Here is a 22116-nt window from a genome sequence, read left to right as displayed (position 1 = left end):
AGAAGCTGCCTTACGGAACAAACATGCCGACCACCGACGGAACCTCTGAAGCGACCGCGGTTCCGTCCGAGACGATCGCGCTCATCACCGGCGGCGCCCGCGGAATCGGGCGTCATCTGTCCGAGGCGTTTGCGAAGGCTGGCTATGACGTGATCGTCACGGCCACCTCGGCGGAGAAGGCGGAAGCTGCTGCTGATGAGATCGCTGAGGCGACCGGGGGAGCGGTGACCGGTGTCGGTCTGCGCACTGATGACATCACCGCGGTGAACCAGCTGCGTGACTCTGTCGCCGAGCTCGAGAAATCGACGGGGAAGCGTCTGCAGGTGCTCATCAACAATGCCGGGCGCATCGAGTCGACCGAGGGGCCGTTGTGGGACGCCGATCCGGAGAGCCTCAAGGACGTCGTCGACGCGAACGTGCTCGGCGTCGCGCTCATGATCAACGTCTTTGCACCCGTATTGATGGCGGGCGCCCAGGCGACCGGCCGTCTCAGCCGCATCATCGACCTCAACTCGGGATCGGGGGCGAAGGGCACGCCGGCGTATGCAGTGTACTCGGCGTCGAAGGCAGCACTGTTCCGCATCGCCGACTCGGTCGTTCACTTCGGGCATGACAAGGGACTGCGTATCTTCGAGATGGCGCCGGGCGTCGTCGAGACAGCCATGACGAAGTCGATGCCCGTCCACGATTTCCGCCAGGGTGACGACTGGACCTCAACCGAGCAGGTCACCGGACTCGCGCTGGCTCTCGCATCGGGAACCTTGGACGCGTTCACTGGGCGATACGTCCGTGCCGGTGCGGATACGGAGGAGTCACTCCTCGTCGAGGCAGCCGATGGCCTGTCGGACACGACTCGACGGCTTGTGCTCGGCTGAGGCACTCATAGCTACGTCGTCGATTGCCGGTAATGAACGGACCGGGAATCCTCAGACAACTACACATTCTGCGCTCAAATATGGTTAGTCTTGAGCCAAGGTGAGGCCAGGACTGAAGACAACTCAAAGGAGAGTCGAGTTTATGATTATTGGGGCGTACGGACTGTTCTGGGAACAAGGGTTAGTTGAATGGGACGCTCGACCTTGGCGACTTCTAGGACGGCGAGGTCTGAACTCGGGAAGTCTCCGGATTGTTGATTTCAGGAGAGCGCGAGGTGTCTACATTCTTTATAACGACGTCAATGTCTACTATGTGGGGCTCGCAGTTGGAGCCAACGGTATTGGAAGTCGAATCCGCGACCATCTCGATGATGAGCATTCTCAATTGTGGAACCGGTTCTCCTGGTTTACCTTTGATTCTCCTGATGGCGAAGGAGCTATCGGTGACGACGGCGTAGAAACTGTGACTCAAACCTACAACGGAGTGGAGAATCTTGATACCAAAGATTTGATTCGCGATCTGGAGGCACTGCTACAGCAGGCGATGCAACCCCTGGCGAACAAAGCGATGACCAAGTTTGCTGATGGCGAAGAATGGTATCAAGTCGCCAGCCGTGTTCCTGAAGTCCTGTTGTTCGAACACTTGGCTCCACGGCTTCGACCGCGTCTCTGAAGAAAGCGAGTGTCTCATGGCCGACATTGACAGCGCCTTCCCCGAAGTCAGTTCCGACACGATAGATTTCGCTAAGAGTAAGTGTCTACTAGTTCTCCGGGACGATTTGACCCCTGGACGAGTCCGTCGGTATTACGACGCTAATACAAATTACGCTGGTTCCACCTTTGCTGGTCTTGAGCCAAATGTCTCGGACACAATCACTGCGACCGATCTGTTGGCGGTAACCACGCTGTCAGTTGACATTCCGGTACTAGCAGTGCGGCGAATTCTTGAAGACGAAGCCACCCAGAACGAACTCCGTGTTGCACTTGGGTCTCTCCCCACCTGTTCGCTTGAGGACACAGTTGAGCACGACTTTCCAGCAATGCAAGTATTTTACGACTTGGTCAAGTCGCTGCTGGCAAGAGCGGATACCAAAAGTTCGAATGCATGGGTGACAGCTAGCAAGATCACTGCACGAAAACGGCCAGGCTTGTTTCCGGTGCGAGATAACGTCGTGTGCAAGTTGCTGGGAATCGATCGTCTTGGTGATCGTGCGAAGGACTGGATTGTATTCCGTGAGTTGATGCGGGATAAGGAAGTACGTGCGGCTCTGACTGCCACAGTGTCAAAGGCAGAAGCTTTGAAGGACGAGCGGGTAGTTAGGTTTGACGTTCAACCGCTGAGGCAATTGGACGTAGCCCTCTGGACAGCCGAATCAAAATAGTCGGCTCGGGCTTCGCCGGTGAAGCGGGTAGAGCCCTCGTCGTGAAGGCTTAAATACCGACTATTTCAATGGTGGCTCTTGCCAAAGTGACCTATTGTGGCTTCCGTCGGCGGTTGCGGAGAATCGGAATCATCAGAACGAGTGCGCCGATGATGGGCAGCAGTGCCCAAAGCGGGTACCGGCCGCTGTTCGGGTCGGCCAGGAAAGCCACGTTCACGATCAGCCCGATGCCGAGAAGAATCCACCCAGTCAATTTCAAAGCTGTGAACACCGACGTCCTCCTGTCTCATTGGGTGTGATCGTGAGCGACGCTACCAGCTGCGCTTGTCTGTGGAATACGATTATTCCTGCCTCACATCCACGACGCACGGACGTCTGGATTCGATGAGGTGCCAGAGCTGCGTATGAGGAGGCAGGCGTGATCCGGACTCTGCTCATCGACAATGCCGATTCGTTCACGCTCAATCTTTTTCACCTCCTCGCCGAGGTGAACGAATGTGCGCCGACGCTTGTGCCCAATGATTGGACCGAGTTCGAACTGAGCGTCCTCGACGAATTCGACAATGTTGTCATCTCGCCTGGGCCAGGAACACCAGAAAGATCGGCAGACTTCGGCATTTGCGCCGAGGTGATCGAGCATTCCACGATCCCGGTACTTGGCGTATGCCTCGGCCATCAAGGCATCGCTCATGTGCACGGGGGAGCCGTGGTGCACTCTCCGGAGCCTAGACACGGTCGGGTCTCGGCGATCCGGCATACCGAGACCGAGTTGTTCGCCGGGATCCCCTCGCCGTTTTCGGCGGTGCGGTACCACTCCCTCGCAGTGACCGACTTGCCCGATTGTTTGGAGGCAACAGCGTGGTCCGAAGACGGAGTCATCCAAGCGCTCCGGCATCGGTCCAGGCCACAATGGGGAGTCCAGTTCCATCCGGAATCGATCGCCTCCGATGAGGCTCGGACCCTGCTGCGGAAATTCGCCGAGCTTACTGCGGCATGGAACCGGGGGACTGAGCATCAGGATGACGGTTCGGTCAATGAGGCGTGGGATGGCGAGGAGATTGTCTCGAAATCTGACCTCCTTGCAGGGACGTGCGCAGCGCTCAATCGGTCCGAAGCGACTCCCCACCCTGCTGACGATCGGCACCACTACATTCTCGACACCGATGTTCTCCCTCAGACATTCACCGACGAACGTCTCTTCGCCGAGCTCTTCGGTGACGAACCTGAGGCAGTTTGGCTCGACGGAAATTTACCTGGCAATGACTCGTCCCGGTTCTCGATCATGGGTGCGCCGTCCGGTCCGCTGAGCAAAGTAGCGACTGCCTCTGTGTCGGAAGGGACTGTCGAAGTCCGATCGGCCAGTGGCGAATCAAAGAGCTTCATTCAGTCGTCCGGATTCTTCGACTGGCTCGATATCGAGCTCGCTAGCACGACTGTCTCAGTGTCAGGCACAGAGGATGAACCGCCCAGCGCAGGATCCGAAACCCCCGACATACGTGCGGACAACCACGATCTGCCGTTCGATTTCCATCTTGGGTGGGTCGGCTATCTCGGCTACGAGCTCAAGACCGAGGTCGGCTCGCCGAACCAGCGCGAATCCGACCTGCCTGACGCCGTCATGATGTTCCTCGACCGCGCCCTCATCATCGACCACGAGACCGAGCGCATTCACCTTTTAGTGCTGCGTCGTGACGACGACCCCGCAGGCCGCGCGACAAACCAGGAATGGCTCGACTACACACGCACGCGGATCGCATCGATCCCCACCGATGAGGTCACTGGCGCTCATCAGCCGAGCACCGCCTCGGCGAAGGCGGACATCACAAACCCGGCGAAACGCCGCGATCCAAACCTCGTGGCACGGAACAGTCGGCACGAGTACCTCGACCTCATCGACCAAGTGCAAGAGAAGATCACCGATGGCGAGACTTACGAAGTCTGTCTGACGAACATGCTCGAGGGCACCGTCGATCCGCATGCGTCACCACTGGAGATGTATCTGCGGCTGCGTGAGGACAATCCGACGTCGTTTGGGGCGTTCATCCGCACGCGAGAGGCGGTGATTCTCAGCACCTCACCTGAGCGGTTTCTGCGGATTGGCGCAGACGGCCGGGTGGAGTCGAAGCCGATCAAGGGCACTCGTCCCAGGGGAGCGACACCGGCCGAGGATGAAGCGATCAAGGCTGAGCTGGCCGCTTCGGTGAAGGATCGGTCGGAAAATCTCATGATCGTCGATCTCGTGCGGCACGACCTCGGACGCACGGCCGAGCTGGGATCGGTGCAGGTGGACACGTTGTTCGGGATCGAGTCGTATGCGACGGTGCATCAGATGGTCTCGACGGTGAGTTCACGCTTGGCCGAGGATGCTAGCCCGGTGGCGTGTGTGCGGGCGGCGTTCCCACCAGGGTCGATGACTGGGGCGCCGAAGCTGCGGACGATGACGACCATCGAAGAGCTCGAGGCCGGCCCGCGTGGGGTGTACAGCGGAGCAGTCGGGTATTTCTCGCTCGGCGGTGCCGTCGATCTCAGCGTCGTCATCCGCACGCTCGTCGTTCAGGGTGAGACTCTGAGTTACGGGGTCGGCGGAGCGATCGTCGCACTCTCGGATTCCGAGGAGGAGTACGAGGAGACAGTGGTGAAGGCGGCTCCGGTGCTGAGGTTGCTCGGTGGAGTGGAGTTCCCCGGCGAGGTTGTCGTTCATGCGAACGCCCCGTCCGAACTGAGGACACATATCCATTCGACTGAGCAGATAGGCGATGCTGACGTCCACACCATGATCCCCGCCGAGGAGGCCGGACCGACCGATACCGCTGTGGCCGAATACTCGGGTGGAGTTGAGCGATGAACGTGTGGCTGTGGAATCAACAGGATCACCGTTTCGAGGAGCCTACGACGGATATCAGCTCATCGAAGCTGATGGCCGCCGATTCGTGGCTTGTTGAAGACGGGCGGGTACGAGCGTTCGACCTCCATCGGACACGGTTCGGTGATGCTGCTGCGCAGGTGGGGATGGGTGATGCGATCACCGACGAATTTTGGGCGGCAGTGGTCGAGAAGATCTCGGCGAAGGGGGAGTGGTTTCCGCGCGTAGATGTCCTCGACGTTTCTCCTGACGCCGAACGTGAGTTGGCATTCCGGTTGCGACCAGCACCGACTCGGACGCAGGAGTTGAAGGTTCTCATCCCGCCATATTCCGACCCGCGAATCACTCCGAATCGGAAAGGCCCGGACATCGCTTTGCTTGAGCGTGTGCGGGAGGAAGCCGGTGAGCAGTACAGCTGTGACGAGGTATTGCTCATCAACGGGGACGGGTACGTCATCGAGGGAGCGACGACGAGCCTGCTGTGGTGGGATGAAGAGACGCTCTGTGCACAGGACCCGGAGTTAGGCGCACTGCCGGGAGTCACCTCGGCGGTGATCCTCGAGGAGGCCCGCGCTCGGTCGGTTCCGATCGAGTTGCGGCGAGTGCGGCCCGAGGAGCTTATGGAGCACGAAGCATGGCTCGTCAACGCGCTCCACGGGATTCGGCGAGTGAGCGAACTCGTTGACGGGCGTGACCTTCACGACAGCGTGCAGCGCGGCGATGAGCCGAATCAGATTTGGGCTGGGCATAGAGGCGGGCCCCATGCGGATGCGGTCCGGCTCGGCCGTTGGCGTGAATGGTTGGAAACGATTAGGGTCGCTCCGGGCATGTGAAGGCTCCGGGCGATGTAGTTGGTCAGCTTGCGGAACCCGAGTGCGGAGCCGCGCAGGTGTTCGAGCCGTCCGTTGAGCGCCTCGGTCGGCCCGTTGCTGGTGCCGGGTCGTTCGAAGTAGGCGAGCTGGTAGACGCCCCAGGCCGCCTCGACCTCGACGTGAGCGTCATCAACGAACAGCGCGCGTAGCCTGTCGCTCTGCTTGTCGGTGAGCAGGTCCGCGCCGGTGTGCAGCGTGCGCCGCGACTTGTAGAGCGGGTCGTCCCTGAACCCACGGTGCCCGTGGATCGCGGGTTGGACCCGGCGCCGGCACCTGTCGAGGGCGTCACCGGCCAGGCGCACGACGTGGAAGGGATCCATCACCGTGACCGCGTCCGGGATCTCCTCTGCAGCGGCGGTCTTGAACCCGGTGAAGCCGTCCATCGCGACCACCTCGACCGCGTCACGGAAGGCGTCGTCGCGGTCGGCGAGCCAGGTCTTGAACGCCGCCTTCGACCGGCCCTCGACCATGTCCAGCAGCCTTGCTGGGCCGGCGCCATCGCGGACCGGGGTGAGGTTGATGATCACGGTGACGTACTTGTCGCCACGCCTGGTGTGGCGCCAGACGTGCTCATCGACGCCAATGACCTTCACGCCCTCAAACCGCGTGGGTCGTTGATCAGCAGCCGCTTGCCTTCAGCCGGGACCGCGTTGGTGGCGGTGTCCCCCATTCTCGGCATTTGCGCAGGTCAGCGGCTCGTTCGCCCAGGGGAAGCATCAAGCGATAGACGCAAAGCCGACGTGATTAGGTCGTCGGTTCGATTCCGACAGGCGGCTCCGGCGAACAGCCCCTGACCTGCGGAAACGCAGGGCAGGGGCTGTTCGGTTCTGGTGGTTGCGCGATGCGCTGGCCTCACGGCTCTGCCCGACACCGACGTCGCTCTCCTCTGCGACGGACCCCTCGCGGGCTGAGCGCTCGCGGCCGCCATCCTGTCCGTGTGCCGATAGGCCTCGCACCGCTCGGCAACGCAGCATGGCGTTGCGTCGCGACCTGGCGACGGGCTCGGCGGGGCGCGATCGTCTCGTGCGTTGGCGGACTACGGGAGCTTGGACGCGAGGACGTCGGCAGCCAGGATCTCGGGTGCTGCGCTGAGGAGGTGCTGGTTGGCCATCAGGGCTGCGACGATGGCGCCGTTGGCGTGGGCGTCGCGAGCGGCCTCGTCGGGGAATGCATCGAAGATCCAGAAGGTGTCGGCGTCGGTCCTGACCGCGAACCAGACAATCGTTCCTACTTCTTCGTTGGCGAGTGCGACAGCGCCGGCGAGCAGATCGGCGACCGCGTCGTGCTGTCCATCGGCCGCGACGATCTTGGCGACGAAGGCATACGGAAGTGATGCGGGTGTTGACATGAGGGACTCTCCTTGAAGTCGTGTTTCTTCGTGTGACGAGTTCAGCTTATGACGAGCGAGGGTCGGTGGGTAGTGGCGTATACGGCAGTATTGCTATTGTTTACGTCATGCGTATTGGACTGATCGCGATTGACGGCTGCTTCGGTTCGGCTATCGCGTCGATCATCGACATCGTGCGGGTGGCCGACGGAGCCCGCGGCGATGTCGACCCGCGGATCGACCCGATCGAACTCGCTATCCTCGGACCGAAACGGCGAGTGGCCACGACGGCATCGATGACCCTGTCGGTGGACCACCCACTGTCGGAGTCCGCAGAGTTCGACGTGGTCATCGTCCCTGCGCTTGGAACCCTTACGGCCGCCGCTACCAACGACGCCCTCCAGAGCCGAGATGCTCGTTCGGTCATCGCCTCGCTCGGGCGCCTCGACGAGGCGACCACCCGGATCGCCGCGGCGTGCACCGGCGTGTTCGCTGTCGCCGAGACCGGACGGATGCATCATCGGCGGGCGACGACCAGCTGGTTCCTGGGGCCGGAGTTCCTGAAGCGCTATCCGACCGTCGCCCTCGATCTCGACACCATGGTCGTGGCCGACGGGAACCTCGTCACCGCCGGCGCCGCGTTCGCCCACATCGACCTCGCGCTCTCACTCGTGCGATCGATCAGCCCCGACCTGGCCCAACACGTCGCCAAGCTCCTCATCATCGACGAGCGCCCGTCGCAGGCGGCCTTCGTCGCCTACGAACATCTCCGGCACGAGGACCCGATCGTCGTTGAGTTCGAACGCTTCGTGCGCGCCCGCCTGGACGAACCGTTCAACGTCGCCTTCGTCGCGCAGTCGCTCGGCACCAGCCGGCGCACACTCGAACGACGAGTCCGTGCGGCGCTCAACCTCACTCCGCTCGGCTTCGTCCAACGGCTTCGCATCGAACGAGCTCGGCACCTCTCAGCAACCACGGACCTCACCTCCGCCGAGATCGCGCTACGGGTCGGCTACGCGAACGCCGAGACTCTGCGCTCCCTCCTGCGTAGGGAGCGACGCCGTTCCTGACCTATCGCCATGCCTGTAGCCGGTGTGCTAGTGCTCGACTGGAACCACCTCTCAGCACGTCGCGTAGCCGCTCCTGCGTCGCCCCTGGACGACCCACTCGACACGCCCGCAGCACAGGCCATGTGACGTGTCCCGGCTTCCGGAACGGTCGGGGTCGGGTGGCTGTGATGTCGCTGCGTTCTCGTCGAGAGGATCAGCAGACCCGATCAGAGTCGATTGGGATAAAACGCGAAGGAGGTCAGGTCAGGGCGGCCGAAGCCGGCCGGCGGGGCAGCGTCGGACACTCCATTTGAAGGCGCACCGTTCTTGACCGATGCGTTTTGGCTCGTGGCGATCACCGTTCCGATCGTCGCAGTCTCCGATGTTCAATGCCGAATGGTTACAGGCTCGTCCGCCATTATCCACTCGACGATTGCGGAAACATGAGCATCGACCGAGTCGAGGGCCGGTAGGGGAGCGGTCTCCGGTGGGACGAGCAGGCCGATCTCCGTGCACGACAGGGCCACAGCGTCAGCGCCACGAGCCTTGAGGTCGTTCATGATCTCGACATAGCGAGCGCCCGATTTGTCCGTGAAGATGCCTTGGGTGAGCTCATCCCAGATGATCTGGTCGACCTCAAGGCACGTCTCCTCATCGGGTACCAGAGTCTTGATACCCTGCGCTTCGAGCCGGCCCGTGTAGAAATCCTCCAGCATGGTCCATCGGGTGCCCAGAACGGCCAAAGTTGAGTATCCCTGTCGCTTCGCCATCGTCGCGATCGAATCGACCATGTGAATGAAAGGCGCATCGACTGAGGCCTCGATCGCCGGGGCGCACTTATGCATGAGATTGGTGGCAATCGCGACAGCTTCGGCGCCGCCATCGACTAAACGCTTCGCCGTCGCCGTCAGGGATGCATCATTACCTGCCCAATCGTTGGCCTCCTGCAGCTCCCGGATGTCCGCGAAGTCGCACGAGTCGAGGAGGATCTGCGCGGAATGATGACCGCCGAGCTTTTTGGCCACGGCATCGTTGATCTTCGTGTAGTACTCGATGCTCGAATGCCAGCTCATTCCACCCAGCAGACCGATCCTGCGCATACTCGAACTCCTCAACTCGGCAATGACTTCAACGCGACTGCTTCCAGTGTGGTGCGCATCATCCACCTCCGGTAGACCCAGTTCCCTCTGCTCTGACATAAGCTGGACTTATGTCTACTGTCTTCGAACAGGCTCTCGACCTCGGCGAGCCCAAACGTCTCCTGATCTTCGGCGCCATCGCCGAATTCGGCAGCATCGGTGGCGCCGCCCGTGAACTCGGCTGGTCCCAACCAGCACTGTCCCAGCACATGACTGCGCTGGAGAAGGACCTCGGGGTCACCCTCTTCGACCGCACCCCGCGAGGCATCCGCCTCACCACCGCCGGCCAACTTGCCCGCATACGCGCCAACGAGGTGGCCGCCTCGGTGACGGGGTTGCGCAGTGACCTGGCGAAAGCCTTCGGACTCGGTGGACGCAATGTCCGCCTTGCAGGCTTTCCCAGCTTCGTCATCGGTCCACTGGCCGCGGCGCTCGGCAGGCTCGAAGCCAATGCGGGCACAAGTACGGACTCACCGCTTCACCATTCGTACGAAGTCTCCGAGGCCGAACCGCCCGAAGCGCTGCGTCTGCTCGATGACGGTGACATCGACATTGCCTTTCTCTTCCATCACGAAGACGAAGTCCCGCCCGAGCTGGCCGGACACATGACCGTCGACCTCGGCGCCGATCATCTCGACTTGCTCGTGCCCGAACGCTGGAATCGTGCCGGGCAGATCCAACACCTCAACGATGTTGCCGAACTGCCGTGGATCATGGGATGCGTGCGGTGCCGATCTACTGCCGAACGCCTCTGCCGCACCGCTGGTTTCGAACCCCGGACCCGGCACATCACCGATAACCCGGGCGCCATCCAGTCCCTCGTCTCCAATGGACTCGGTGTCGCGCTGCTGCCCCGCAGCGCCCGCCGCTACTCCCAGATCCCCGGCATCGACCCGATCGCCCTTGCCGAGGCCGGTGCCCGCAGAGTCACGGCGATGATCCCCGATGGACTGGCAGCCACCTCCGAAGTCGTCGACCTGATCGATGCGCTGCGGGCTGCCGACGTCACCGGCGGTGGGGCAGACGCTGCGACCAGCACCCAAGCAGAAGCATCAGCGACCGGTACTACCGCCACCAGCACCTTGACCGACGGCTACAGTGACTCCTGATGAGTACGTTCACCAAAGTCCTCGATAGGTGGCTGACGGTCACCACGGCCGCGGCGATCATCGTGATGATGCTCCACACCGTCACCCACGCCCTGGCCCGGTCGATCTTCCACGCCCCGATCTACGGCACCAACGAGATCGTCGAATACTGGTACCTGCCCATCGTCGCGCTGCTCGGCATCCCGGCCGCGCAGCTGCAGAAGGAACACATCACCGTGACCATGGCCATCGAGCGTGCGAAGCCGGCCACCGCCGCTCTCTTCACCGTGTTCGCGTGCATCCTCGGTGCCCTCGTGTCCGCGGCCTTCGCCTGGTTCGGGCTGATGAAAGCCCTGGAGAACACGGCGATCGGATCAACCGCCGACGTCTCCGCCGTCATCACCTGGCCCGTGTACTACCTCGTGCCGATCGTATTCGTCCTCCTCGTCGTGCTCTATATTCTCGATGCCGTCGCCATCCTCCGCCGCCGGCGCACCGAAACAGGGGAGGAGCAGTGAACGCCAACACCGACCTCACCGGTGCATCCCTACCGCCAGAAGACTCAAACACATCGAACTTCACCGGCGCCACCACCCAGAAACCAACGACAGCGCTCCTCCCAAGTGGCTCCCGCCGCGATCGCCCCGGCGCTCTCGCCCTGACCATCGGATTCGGGCTTGTCGCCGTCTGCCTCGTCGGTCTCTTCACCAGCCCGAGCGCGGCCATCGGGGGAGCCTGGTGCATCGGAATGATGCTCGTCCTCCTCTTCCTCTCCGTACCGGTGGCCATTGCATTGTCCGTGCCGTCGATCATCGGCGTCTACGCGGTGTCCGGCATCCCGGCGACGATGAACATCCTCTCCACCGCCCCGTTCAGCGCCGTCTCCGATTGGTCGATGAGCGTGCTGCCCATGTTCATCTTCATGGGCATGGTGCTCACCCAATCAGGACTCTCCGGCAAGGTCTACCGCGTCGCCGACCACTGGTTCTCCTGGTTGCCCGGAGGAATCGGCATCGGCACCACCTTTGCCGGGGCAGGACTGTCCGCGGTCACCGGCTCGACCATCGGCATGACTTACGCTCTCGGCCGGGCAGGCATCCCCGAAATGCTCAAAGCCGGCTACGACCGCCGCATGGCCGTCGGCACGATCATGGTCTCTGGCATGACCGGCAACCTCATCCCACCGTCGATCCTCATGGTCGTCTACGCCGGCATCGCCTCCGTCCCCGTCGGCCCCGCCCTCATGGCCGGAGCCGTCCCCGGAATCCTGCTCGCCGTCTGCTTCGCCGTCTTCATCTTCGCCATCGGCGTCATTGCCCCGAAACTCGTCGGCCGCGGCCAGAACGCCCAGACCGCCACTGACGCAACAGACTCAACCGACACCACCCGCCCCACAACCACCTGGCGCGACCGCTTCACCTCCCTGACTAGCGTGTGGGGCTTCGCCGTCATCCTCGTCGTCCTCTTCGGCGGCATGTTCTCCGGCATCTTCACCCCCACCGAGGCCGGAGCCGCCGCCGCACTCTGCTCCCTGCTCCTCTGCTTGTGGGAAAAGCGAAACCAGAATCCGTGGCGAAAGATCGCGGAATCGGCCATGGATACGGTGGCGGCCACCTCGGCGATCTTCTTCATCATGATCGGCGCGACCATGCTCACCAGCCTGCTCGCCATCACCGGACTCGCCCCCATCCTCACCGGCCTCATCACGGACCTCGGACTGTCGCGGATCGGATTCCTGCTCGTCCTCATCGTCCTCTACATCGTCATGGGCATGTTCTTCGACACCCTGTCGATGATGCTGCTGACTATCCCGATCCTCCTGCCCGCCCTCGAGGCGATGGGCGTGAGCCCGCTGTGGTTCGGAGTCTTCGTCGTCCTCCTCGGCGAGTTCGCTATGGTCACCCCGCCGGTCGGCATCATCCCCTACATCGTCCACTCGATCGCGAAGAACCCCGAGGTCAACCTCGGTGCCACGGTCACGCTGCGCGACATCTTCACCTCCCTGCTGTGGTTCTTGCCCGTGGCCGTGGTCTTCCTCATCCTCATGATCACCGTGCCCGGAATGACCGAATGGCTGCCCGACCTCATCAGCCGCACCAGCGGCGGAATGGCCGGATAACCCTCGCCGAGGCGGCCGTGCCCATCCGTGCCATGTGTCGTCTGTGTGGCTGCCGCAGGGTGTGAGCGGACTCATGGTTAGGGTGACCTCATTCAGGCATATGATTGGAGGGAATTCTCAGCTCTCGTTCAAAGGAGTCCCATGAAGCGCATCCGCACGGCAGCACGCCCCGCCAAGGCCATCGCGGCGGTCGCATCCCTGGCACTGTTGGCCGGGTGCGCCGGTTCCGTCGGCGGCGACGGCTCGGGTTCAGGAGACTCCGCGGGGGAGGGCTTCGCCTATGACGCCTCCCAGGATGAGATCGATGAGGCTCTGGCCGATCTTGACCCGGTGACGATCAAGTTCCAGCCTTCGGCGATGTCGGAGAAGTCGATCCTCGCGCCGAACGGACTCGACGTGAAGAAGGCGATCGAGGAACGCTCGGGCGGAAAGATCACCGTCGACATCGTATGGGGCCAGGCGATCGCCAGCTACGCCGACGTCGATGACGCTCTGGCTGATGGGCGAGTCGATCTCGCGTTCACTCTGCCGTCGTACACCCCGGCCGAGTACCCGGCCTTCGACGCGATCGGCACGGCCATGTCGACGTTGCCGTCCTCGCCGGTGGCCAGCGATCTGGCGGCGAACGCGGCTGGCGTGCAGGCTGCGTGGGAGACGCCCGAAGTGCTCGAGGAGTTCGAGAAGAAGAACCTCGTTCCGCTCATCCCGATGCTCGCCGCGGGTGGGTACTCGACGATGTGCTCGAAGCCGATGACCTCGCTTGATGATTGGAAGGGCAAGCAGGTGCGTGTCGGTTCGGCTGCAGCGGGCAAGCAGGTGACCGATCTGGGCGCGACTCCGGTGTCGCTGTCATTCCCCGAGACCTATGAGGCGCTGCAGCGCGGAACCGTTGACTGCGATCTCGGTCAGTTGGCTCCGAACGTCGAGGCCGGCACCTTCGAGGTGGCCCCGAACATCGGTGTCGCCTCGGATGCGGGCATTGCTCGCTCGGCCGGAGCGATCACGGCGGGAAAGAAGTATTCGGACCTGCCGGTGGCTTACCAGCAGGTCATCTTCGACTCGATGTCGACGACGCTTAGCACGATGATGGAGGTCGTCATCGGAGCGAAGGCGCAGGCCGTCGAGCAGGCGAAGGACAACGACGGTTCGGTCGAGCCCTTCGACGATGACGTGCAGAAGCAGATGGCGAAGTACGCGAAGACCCTGTCGGATAAGACGGCGGAGAAGGCAGGCGTCGCCGACGCGCCGAAGACGCTGGGCACCGCTGGTTCGGAGTGGGCGAAGTCCGTGTCCGAGCTCGGCTACGACGACAAGGGCGACTTCGCCTCACTCGATGAGTGGTATCCGGAGGACGCGAACTACGACAAGTTCGGCGACGAGCTGTTCGAGAAAGTCATGGCCGAGCATCGGCCGGGGTAATTAGCCGAGTCTAGAGTTCGGCGACCCGCGCCTCGAGTTTGAGCTGGGCCCGTTCGAATTCGGTCCCTTTGTTCGCGGAGTGTGCAGTTGAGATGAGACTTGGGAATCATGGTCGGCCATCCACGGACAAAAGCGGAATCATTCAGACCTGTCTTTGCAGTCAAATTTTCGCAAGACAAAGCGGATGTGTCGGTTCCTATGGAAACGATGAATGCTGTCGGCGCCCACCAGGGGGGAGAACTCGAATTTGCCACAGTTTCTTCACGATAGCGGAACGTATGACCTATCAGGCGAATAGTTCGGCATTGCTCGGAGCTTGAGTCATCTTGTGGACCCCATGGCCGGGTCTCAACTAAATTTTCGAGTTTGATTCGATCTGTTGATGACTGGTCATAGTTGAAACCAACCTATTTTGGGGCCGTAGAAAGCTACCAGCAGCAGCGCCAAAGCTTCCACGATGGCCACAAGTATTGGAATTACCCAGCCCGCAATGTGCAATCCTCCCGAACGGTCAGAGGAGTACTTTCGATGCCAAGTAGCACTTGCGGACAGAAATAAAGCTACGAACGGTATGGGACTGAATAGGATTGCCGATCCTGCCAGAATTCTCCAGGTCTCGCTATCCGAGCGATGGTGCTCCTTCTCCCGCTCATATCGTTCTCTGAGAAGTCTAATTTGGGTACGTGCGAAGTCCAACATGGCTGCGGGGTAGTCTCTTTTGATTCGCAGCGTGCAGAGAAGTGTCACTGTGGCAAATGACGGAACTGCAACCAGCATTCCGTAGGCGATAGGCGGTATGTAATCCTCTGGTCCAGCGGACGATCTTACAAAGGGCAAAGCAAGGATTATGGACTGTATGGAGACGAGCGTAATTGCAAGCACCGGGAGGAGGACCTGGAAGATTGCTTCCATGACCCTGCCCCGAAGGATTGTCGGTATTGCCTGAGTACTGACAATGATTAGACCTGTTGTGCATAGGCTCGACAACACTGCAAATGCGAACGTAAGCAATCGTTGCTCAATGAGCATCCAGGCAACCCCAGTGCCAACCGCGACAAGTAATGAACCGAAAATTATACTGTTCAAGATCAGTGCTGCACGCGGCCTGTTCCGAGCCATTCCGTGAATTTTCACCTCTGTGGCCCTCAGGGAATCGATTCTTGCCTGTCTAAGTTTCTGAGCGAGTCGTTCCTTGCGGGCTTCTTCTGAAACTATGGTTACTGCATCAGAAGCAAAGATCAGTGCAAGTACCGCCACAAGTGGAATCCCGATGGCTGAGGCAAGGTTCAGGGTCCCCGAGGACGTCGACGATACAATGCTGTCAATTAGCACGTAGGGGACAAGGAATGCCGAGCCGACTGCGATTAAGGTAGCGACGGGTCCCCAGAATTGGCGTTGTGAGACGGCGTCGTCCTTTGTGAATCTCTCAGGGTCGCGAGGAAGTCGTAGGAAGACTTGGACCGCAACGGCGGCAGTGATTAAGAGAGTAACAGCAACCCCTGCGGCTTCAAGATTTGCTGAAGGGTACGGGATTGTGGGCGTCGATGTGCTCGCACTTGTCTTGTTTGAAATCAATGCAAGAAACCACTGGATGGCATATAGCGTTCCAGCTGCCACGCCAACAAATCGGAACGTTGAATACATCGACCGCGAGTACTGATCAATCTCGCTGTCTGGCAATTGAGACTCCACCCGGCTGGGGTTGGTCGATCGCTTTGCTCTACGGCGTCTTTTCAAGATGTATCGCTGTCCCCCTGTCATCCAACCAGTATATACAATGTGACTTGTGCTCTTGCTCGTCCGAGCGTCGAATACCATCAGCTCTGTGAAGTTCTATGAGGCGGACGCTACAGGTTCGACAGCTGCGCGGCTGTCTGCAAAAGTCGAGCGAAAGGTCCGATCCGCGAATGAGCATATGAGAGGAAATGCGGCTAGCGCGCGAGCTGCCGGCGCGGACAACAATCAGCATCACGAGATCTGGAGACGTTGGATTGCCACTTGGCATTAGCGATGTTCACGTCTACTGGTCAGCATGCTCCAATGCAAATTTCCGTTGGGTTGTTCCGGCATCTATTAGGCTGGTCACTGTGTCCAGCTTCGGCCCGCCTCCCGTGGACGGCGGCGCGGACCACACACGACGGAAGGGCTGACGGGTGACGATCCTCTACACCATCGGACTGGGCGTCCTCAGCGCGCTCATCGTCGGATTCCTCGTCCGGCGGATGATGATCACCGGCACCGGGGCCGCCCGCAACACCATCGTCTCTCTCATCATGGGCCTCTCGATCTGGCCGATCACCCTCCAGGCGTACAAACTCCTCGGCATCTCCGAGTCCGATCAGTACCCGAACCTGTCGATGAGCTTCCCGGCGATCATGGTGTTCCTGCTGCTCTTCGCGTGGTTCATCGTCATCCAGATGTTCGTCCTCCTGGCGATCGAACTCATCATGCCCTCGGGTACCCTGAGCTCACTCATCCGCAACGCGCCGAAGATCCCCACCTGGTACCGCCGCGTCAACCGCCTGGCCCAGATCCAGTCGATCCTCATCAAATTCGGCCTCTCCCGCTACCTTCGACCCAGAATCCCCACCCTCCGTGTCTCCCTCCGCGAGATCGCCGCCACCACTCGCGACGCCCTGGCCGCCTCGGGGGTCACGTTCATCAAGCTTGGCCAGTTCATCGCCACCCGCGGTGACATGATCCCGCACGAATTCGTCGAGGAGTTCTCCACCCTCCAGGCCGGGGTGAAGCCCGTTCCCTTCGCCGAGGTGAAGGACCAACTCGAGGCCGAATGGGGCCGTCCCGTCGCCGAGGTGTTCGCCGAGTTCGACGAGAAACCCTTCGCAGGTGCCTCCGTCGCCCAGGTCCACCGCGCCGTTACCTGGGAAGGTCGTGTGGTCGCGGTGAAAGTGCAGCGACCGAAGATCCGCAAACAGGTCCGAGCCGACTGCGATATCGTCCTCACCCTGGCCGACCGGCTCGACCGCACCACCGACTGGGCGAAGAAGATCGGCATCGCGAAGCTCGCACGCAGCTTCGTCGATTCCCTGCAGGGTGAGCTCGACTACCGCGGCGAACTCGCCCACATCGAAGCCCTCCGCCTCGCCGATGAGACCGGTCGGTCGACGACGAAGACCGAGTCAGTCGTTCAAATCCCTCACGTGTACAAGGAGCTCTCCGGCCAGTTCGTCATCGTCATGGACCTTGTCGAAGGTTCCCCTCTGTCCCACGGCGCCGAGGTGGTCGACCACCTCTCCGAAATCGCGCGCAGAGAGATCGCCCAGGACCTCTTCCTCATGGTCGTCCGCCAGGTGCTCGGCAAGGGCATCTTCCACGCCGACCTCCATGCCGGAAACATCGTCGTCTCGAGCGCGGGCCGTGCTGGCCTCGTCGATTTCGGTGCCGTCGGACGCATCGACAAACGCGATCGCAGGGCAATCGCACTGCTGCTCATGGCCTTCGATTCGCAGAACTCACAGGCGGCGACCGCTGCAATCCTCGAACTACTCGGCACGCCGAGTGAGGTGAACCTGCGCGAGCTGCAACGTGAGATCGGACAGATCATGCTCAAGTATGGCGATGGTGCCCCTGGCTCGACCTCAGCGGCGCTGTTCGGCGAGCTCATCGATTTCGTCGTCGACTTCGGATTCCCGATGCCGGCCTCCGTGGCGACGGCGTTCCGTGCCATCAGCACCCTCGAAGGGTCAATCACTCGCCTCGTGCCGGAGCTCAACCTGCTGGCGCTGGTGACTCAGAACGGTAAGACGTTGCTGCGCGAGGTCGGGGGACTGGGAGTCGACCGACACGAGATGACGCTCTACGCTGCTGCGACCGCACCGCAGATCGCCGAGCTGCCCGGCCAGATCTCGCGCATCGCCGGGCATCTGCAGGACGGTACTCTCGACGTCGGCACGAGCGGACTAAACATTTCAACGATCAAGAATCTGCTGGTCTCGACCGTCGAGCAGTTCATTCAAGTGATCGTCTCGACCGCTCTCATCCTCGGCGGAGTGATCCTCATGGCCGCCAACTTCGGGCCGGCGTTGGCACCAGAACTCAAACTATTCACGTACTTTGGCGCCTGGATGCTCCTTGCCGGCAGCGTCATCGCGGCGCTGGTTCTCGCGCCGGCGCTTAGACAGCGCATGACGTGGGAAGGGCTGGGGTAGCCGCCACCGGCTGAGGACTCCCCACCAGTCCTCCGCGTCGATGGCACTTGGGCACCTATTCGGTTGCCACGAAGTGGCCGCCTCCCAGATCCTGAAGTGTCACCTTTTCAGGTCCTTGATCCTCGGGCCAGACAGGGCTGGGAATTTCGCCGGCGATGAGGGCGCGCTCTCGTCGTTGTCCCGGGTCTGCGATCGGGGCGGCATCCATGAGGCGCTGAGTGTACGAATGCTGAGGGTTCTCGAATACCTGTCGTCGCGGGCCCATCTCGACGATCTGCCCGAGGTACATGACGGCAACGCGATGAGCGATACGTTCGACGACTGCCAGATCGTGGCTGACGAAGAGATATGACAGGTCGAGATTCTGCTGCAGTTCGATCATCAGGTTGAGCACCGTAGCGCGCACAGACACGTCGAGCGCGGAAACCGCTTCATCGGCGACGATGAGGCTCGGATTGAGTGTGAGCGCACGAGCGATGCAGATGCGCTGCCGCTGCCCGCCGGAGAACTGGTGCGGGTACTTCCGCATGTCGTCGGCACTGAGCCCGACGAGTTCGAACAGCTCGGCGACACGGTCATCGGGATGGCTGTTCGACGAGGCCCGGTTCAGTCGCAGCGGATCGCCGACGATCTTGCCCACGGTCTTGCGTGGATTCAGACTGGCGAAGGGGTCTTGGAAGATCATCTGGAGATGACGACGGTGCGGCCGCAGACCCTTCGTGCCAAGGTCGGTGATATCAGTGTCGAGCAGTCTGATCGTTCCGCTGTCGGGTTTCTGCAGTCGCATTGCCAGATTCGCCAATGTGGTTTTGCCGCACCCGCTCTCACCCACGAGGGCGAAGGTCTCTGCTTTGCCGACATGGAAGCTGACATCCTCGACGGCGTGGACGCGCATACCGCCAGAAATCGAGAAGCCCTTGATCAGATTTTCGACTTCGAGAATTCTCGCCATCAGGAGACCTCTTCCTTATCGAGATGAAACAGCGCGGGGGAGTCGGTGCCGTTCATCGAGCCCAGTTTCGGAACAGCGCTCAAAAGCTTCTTCGTATATGGATGCTGAGGATTGTGGAAGATGTTCTGCACGCTGTCGGTCTCGATCTCATGTGACTTCCGCATGACCAGGACCCGGTCGGCGATCTCGGCCACGACACCCATATCGTGGGTGATGAAGATGATCCCAGCGTCGAGGTCGTCCTTGAGCTCGCGCAGCAGAGCGAGGATCTGTGCTTGGATCGTTACATCCAAAGCGGTCGTCGGCTCATCTGCGATGAGGATTCGTGGTTGGCATGCGAGAGCCATGGCAATGACCACTCGTTGCCTCATTCCGCCTGACATCTGATGGGGATACTGGCGAGCGCGTCGCTTCGGTTCAGGGATGCGCACTTTTTCCATGATTTCGATGACGCCCGTCTTGGCTTCACGGCGAGACATTCCCTTGTGGACCCGGAGAACCTCGGCGAGCTGATTGCCCACCGAATAGACCGGATTTAGCGAAGTCAACGGCTCCTGGAAGATCATCGAGATGTCATTGCCGCGGATAGTGCGCATCGTCCTTTCCGCCGCAGTGCGCAGATCGACGGTGTCACCGTTTGCTCGAGAGAACCTCATCTGGCCGTCGGTGACCTTTCCCGATGACGACAGCTCGACGAGACGCATGATGGCAAGGGACGTGACCGACTTACCCGATCCTGATTCACCGACGATGGCTAGGACCTCTCCAGCACTGACGTCGAAGGATATGTCATCGACGGCAATGTTGTCCTGGAACTTCACGGACAAGTTCTTCACGGACAGAATCGGTGTATCACCCCCGCCGTGTTCGTGTGTGGCTCCGATGGAATCAGCAGTGAGCGTTGCGGTGTTCATCGTTCACGTCCTTTGGGGTTGAGGGCGTCGTTGAGGCCGTCGCCGGAGAGGCTGACACTGAGGACAGCAAGGAAGATTGCCAAACCGGGGAACGCCACCGGCCACCACGCAGTGAGCATCTGTTCACGGTTGTTGCCGAGGATCAGTCCCCAACTCATCGTGTTCGGATCACCGAGACCAAGGAAGCTCAGCCCTGCCTCAAAGAGCATTGCCTGACCGATGACGAGGGTGGACATGACGACGATCGGCGGCAGAGCGTTGGGCAGGATCGTCTTCATGATGATCCAGAAGTCCCCGGCACCTGCAGCACGATCATTCCTGACATAATCGAGTTCGCGAATCCGCAGGAACTCCGCTCGAGTAATGCGCATCGTCGCGGGCCAACTGACGACTCCGATAGCGATAGTGATGGTCAAGAGGCTCGGACTGAACAGAGTGACGAGGACCATGGCGAGCAGCAGCGGCGGCAGGACCTGGAAGAACTCGGTGATGCGCACAGCGACAGAGTCTGCCCAACCGCGATGGTAACCGGCGAATCCCCCGAGGATGATTCCAATGGTCGTCGATAGGATGGCGGCCACCACACCGACGAGCATGGTGGCTCGTCCGCCGTAGAGGAGTTCAGCGAAGAGATCACGTCCCAAGGCGTCAGTTCCCAGCAGCAGATCGGACTCTCCGGGCGCTTCCATCGGGATGCCGACGATTTCGAACGGATTGTTCGGATAGATCATCGGCCCGAAAGTAATGGCGAGCAGGATGATTGCGAGGAGTGAAAGGCCGACGAGGGCCACCCGGTTGCGCCGGAACAATGTCCACGCCGTCGTCGGACGTTTCCTCTTCTGCGTCGCCGCGGTGGGCGGCTCTTCGGGCTGGTCTTGACCGGTGCCCGGCAATGACATGATGTCGGTCATTGTGGCCCTCCTGAGATAGCGATTCTGGGATCGATGATGCGGTAGGCCACATCTGTGACCAGATTGGCGATGATGACGAGCACGGAGCTGGCCAGGAGGATCCCGAGAATCACGGGCGTGTCTCTGCGGAGGATCGATTCGAGCAGGAGTGAACCGAGTCCCGGCCAATTGAATACGACCTCGATGAGTACCACGCTCGAAAGCAGCGCACCGACATGGAGTCCGAGCAGAGTGACGACTGGCAGCACAGCATTACGCAGCGCATGCTTGAAGATGACGACTTTGCCTCCCAATCCTTTTGCCCAGGCCGTGCGGATGTAGTCGGAGTCGAGGACCTCGAGCATGCTCGTGCGTGCCGTGCGGCTGTAGAGCGCCACATAGATGAGTGCCAAAGCAGTGGCCGGGAGGACAAGATGCATCGTCGTATCCCACATCTGCGGAAGGGTATGCGGGGAGACAATGATCGAGTTCATTCCCTGGATCGGGAAGATGGGAATGGCGATCGACAATGCCAGGAGCAGGAGCACTGACGTCCAGAACACCGGAGCGGCAAAGCCGACGAGGGCGATGACCGTGACGAAGTAACTGAGAATCCCTTGTGGTTTGATCGCGGCGACGACTCCGAGCAGCGTGCCGATGATGAGTCCAGCGAGCATTCCGGTTCCGGCGAGGAGAACCGTGGGGTACAGCCGCTCACCGATGAGAGCCGTGACGTCCTGGCCGAAGTAGAACGAATAGCCGAGGTCGAAATGGGCGATCTGGACCAGGTAGTGCCAGAGCTGAACGATGAGCGGATCGTTGAGCCCGTAGGCTTCTCTGATCGATTCGAGCTGTTCGGGAGTCGTGCCGCCGGATTCGCCGGCGATGACGGTGGCAGGATCGCCCGGAGCGAGGTGAATGAGGATGAAGTTGAAGATGATGACTGCGAGCAGGAGGAGGACAGCCTGGGCGATACGGGAGGCAATCGAGCGGCCTCTGGCCAGCGCCATGCTCCTGCGTCCCTTGAGCTTGATCTTCGGTGGGGCGGTCAATGACAT

Annotated in this window: 18 protein-coding genes and 1 pseudogene; 11 read left to right on the top strand and 8 right to left on the bottom strand. The window is 61.1% G+C overall.

The window, feature by feature from the left end:
* Window positions 1–23: 23 nt before the first annotated feature.
* The 5 genes from HF684_RS11580 to HF684_RS11560 all read left to right on the top strand — a co-directional run bounded on the left by HF684_RS11580 (window position 24) and on the right by HF684_RS11560 (window position 5953).
* Window positions 24–875, top strand: coding sequence for an SDR family oxidoreductase (locus tag HF684_RS11580; RefSeq protein ID WP_248278905.1), 852 nt, complete (start codon window positions 24–26; stop codon window positions 873–875).
* Window positions 876–1017: 142 nt separating this feature from the next.
* Window positions 1018–1548, top strand: a complete 531-nt coding sequence (locus tag HF684_RS11575) for a GIY-YIG nuclease family protein (protein ID WP_169252590.1) — start codon at window positions 1018–1020, stop codon at window positions 1546–1548.
* Window positions 1549–1564: 16 nt separating this feature from the next.
* Window positions 1565–2257 (top strand): DUF6308 family protein, encoded by a 693-nt coding sequence (locus HF684_RS11570; protein WP_169252589.1) that lies wholly within the window; start codon window positions 1565–1567, stop codon window positions 2255–2257.
* Window positions 2258–2675: 418 nt separating this feature from the next.
* On the top strand, window positions 2676–5102 hold the full coding sequence (gene pabB / locus HF684_RS11565; RefSeq protein ID WP_211167989.1) for an aminodeoxychorismate synthase component I: 2427 nt from the start codon (window positions 2676–2678) through the stop codon (window positions 5100–5102).
* Entirely contained in the window at window positions 5099–5953 is an 855-nt protein-coding gene (locus HF684_RS11560; RefSeq protein WP_169252588.1) for an aminotransferase class IV, read from the top strand. The genes pabB and HF684_RS11560 overlap by 4 nt, the downstream gene beginning before the upstream one ends.
* Here HF684_RS11560 and HF684_RS11555 read toward each other — a convergent pair.
* A pseudogene (locus HF684_RS11555) lies at window positions 5851–6656 on the bottom strand (transposase); the annotation flags it as partial. The gene HF684_RS11560 and the pseudogene HF684_RS11555 sit on opposite strands and share 103 nt — an antisense overlap.
* A 372-nt stretch (window positions 6657–7028) precedes the next feature.
* Entirely contained in the window at window positions 7029–7340 is a 312-nt protein-coding gene (locus tag HF684_RS11550) for a hypothetical protein (protein ID WP_062861908.1), read from the bottom strand.
* A 107-nt stretch (window positions 7341–7447) separates the two neighbouring features.
* On the opposite strand from HF684_RS11550, the gene HF684_RS11545 reads away from it, so the two are divergent.
* Window positions 7448–8389 (top strand): helix-turn-helix domain-containing protein, encoded by a 942-nt coding sequence (locus HF684_RS11545; protein ID WP_169252587.1) that lies wholly within the window; start codon window positions 7448–7450, stop codon window positions 8387–8389.
* A 365-nt stretch (window positions 8390–8754) separates the two neighbouring features.
* Here HF684_RS11545 and HF684_RS11540 read toward each other — a convergent pair whose 3' ends face one another.
* Window positions 8755–9468: an amino acid racemase gene (locus HF684_RS11540; protein WP_169252586.1), complete on the bottom strand. Its 714-nt coding sequence runs from the start codon at window positions 9466–9468 to the stop codon at window positions 8755–8757.
* Between the two features lie 110 nt (window positions 9469–9578).
* Between HF684_RS11540 and HF684_RS11535 the strand changes: the two genes are divergently transcribed.
* The 4 genes from HF684_RS11535 (at window position 9579) to dctP (ending at window position 14133) form a co-directional block, all read left to right on the top strand.
* Window positions 9579–10616 (top strand): LysR family transcriptional regulator, encoded by a 1038-nt coding sequence (locus tag HF684_RS11535; RefSeq protein ID WP_169252585.1) that lies wholly within the window; start codon window positions 9579–9581, stop codon window positions 10614–10616.
* A complete protein-coding gene (locus tag HF684_RS11530) occupies window positions 10616–11113 on the top strand; it encodes a TRAP transporter small permease (RefSeq protein ID WP_169252584.1) in 498 nt (165 codons plus the stop codon). The genes HF684_RS11535 and HF684_RS11530 overlap by 1 nt, the downstream gene beginning before the upstream one ends.
* Window positions 11110–12714 (top strand): TRAP transporter large permease, encoded by a 1605-nt coding sequence (locus HF684_RS11525; RefSeq protein ID WP_169252583.1) that lies wholly within the window; start codon window positions 11110–11112, stop codon window positions 12712–12714. The genes HF684_RS11530 and HF684_RS11525 overlap by 4 nt, the downstream gene beginning before the upstream one ends.
* Before the next feature lie 141 nt (window positions 12715–12855).
* A complete protein-coding gene (gene dctP / locus HF684_RS11520) occupies window positions 12856–14133 on the top strand; it encodes a TRAP transporter substrate-binding protein DctP (RefSeq protein WP_169252582.1) in 1278 nt (425 codons plus the stop codon).
* Between the two features lie 390 nt (window positions 14134–14523).
* On the opposite strand, the gene HF684_RS11515 is transcribed toward dctP, so the two are convergent.
* The gene (locus HF684_RS11515; protein ID WP_169252581.1) at window positions 14524–15813 is read right to left on the bottom strand and encodes a hypothetical protein; all 1290 of its coding nucleotides are present in this window, start codon (window positions 15811–15813) and stop codon (window positions 14524–14526) included.
* A 473-nt stretch (window positions 15814–16286) separates the two neighbouring features.
* Here HF684_RS11515 and HF684_RS11510 point away from each other — a divergent pair, with 473 nt between their 5' ends.
* Complete coding sequence (locus HF684_RS11510; protein WP_169252580.1) at window positions 16287–18302, top strand: AarF/UbiB family protein; 2016 nt, start codon at window positions 16287–16289, stop codon at window positions 18300–18302.
* Between the two features lie 55 nt (window positions 18303–18357).
* Here the strand turns inward: HF684_RS11510 and HF684_RS18815 are convergent, their stop codons facing one another.
* From HF684_RS18815 to HF684_RS11495, 4 genes are read right to left on the bottom strand one after another with little or no spacing between them, the layout of a single operon-like run.
* Window positions 18358–19254, bottom strand: a complete 897-nt coding sequence (locus HF684_RS18815; RefSeq protein ID WP_248278904.1) for an ATP-binding cassette domain-containing protein — start codon at window positions 19252–19254, stop codon at window positions 18358–18360.
* A complete protein-coding gene (locus HF684_RS18810; protein ID WP_248278903.1) occupies window positions 19254–20168 on the bottom strand; it encodes an ABC transporter ATP-binding protein in 915 nt (304 codons plus the stop codon). The genes HF684_RS18815 and HF684_RS18810 overlap by 1 nt, the downstream gene beginning before the upstream one ends.
* Window positions 20165–21079 carry an ABC transporter permease gene (locus tag HF684_RS11500; protein ID WP_211167988.1) on the bottom strand — a complete coding sequence of 305 codons (915 nt, stop codon included), beginning with the start codon at window positions 21077–21079 and terminating at the stop codon, window positions 20165–20167. The genes HF684_RS18810 and HF684_RS11500 overlap by 4 nt, the downstream gene beginning before the upstream one ends.
* Window positions 21076–22116, bottom strand: coding sequence for an ABC transporter permease (locus HF684_RS11495; RefSeq protein WP_211167987.1), 1041 nt, complete (start codon window positions 22114–22116; stop codon window positions 21076–21078). The genes HF684_RS11500 and HF684_RS11495 overlap by 4 nt, the downstream gene beginning before the upstream one ends.

The sequence above is a fragment of the Brevibacterium sp. 'Marine' genome, from assembly GCF_012844365.1.
In the GTDB taxonomy this organism is placed as follows: Bacteria; Actinomycetota; Actinomycetes; order Actinomycetales; family Brevibacteriaceae; genus Brevibacterium.
This window is presented reverse-complemented; position numbering and strand designations above follow the sequence as displayed.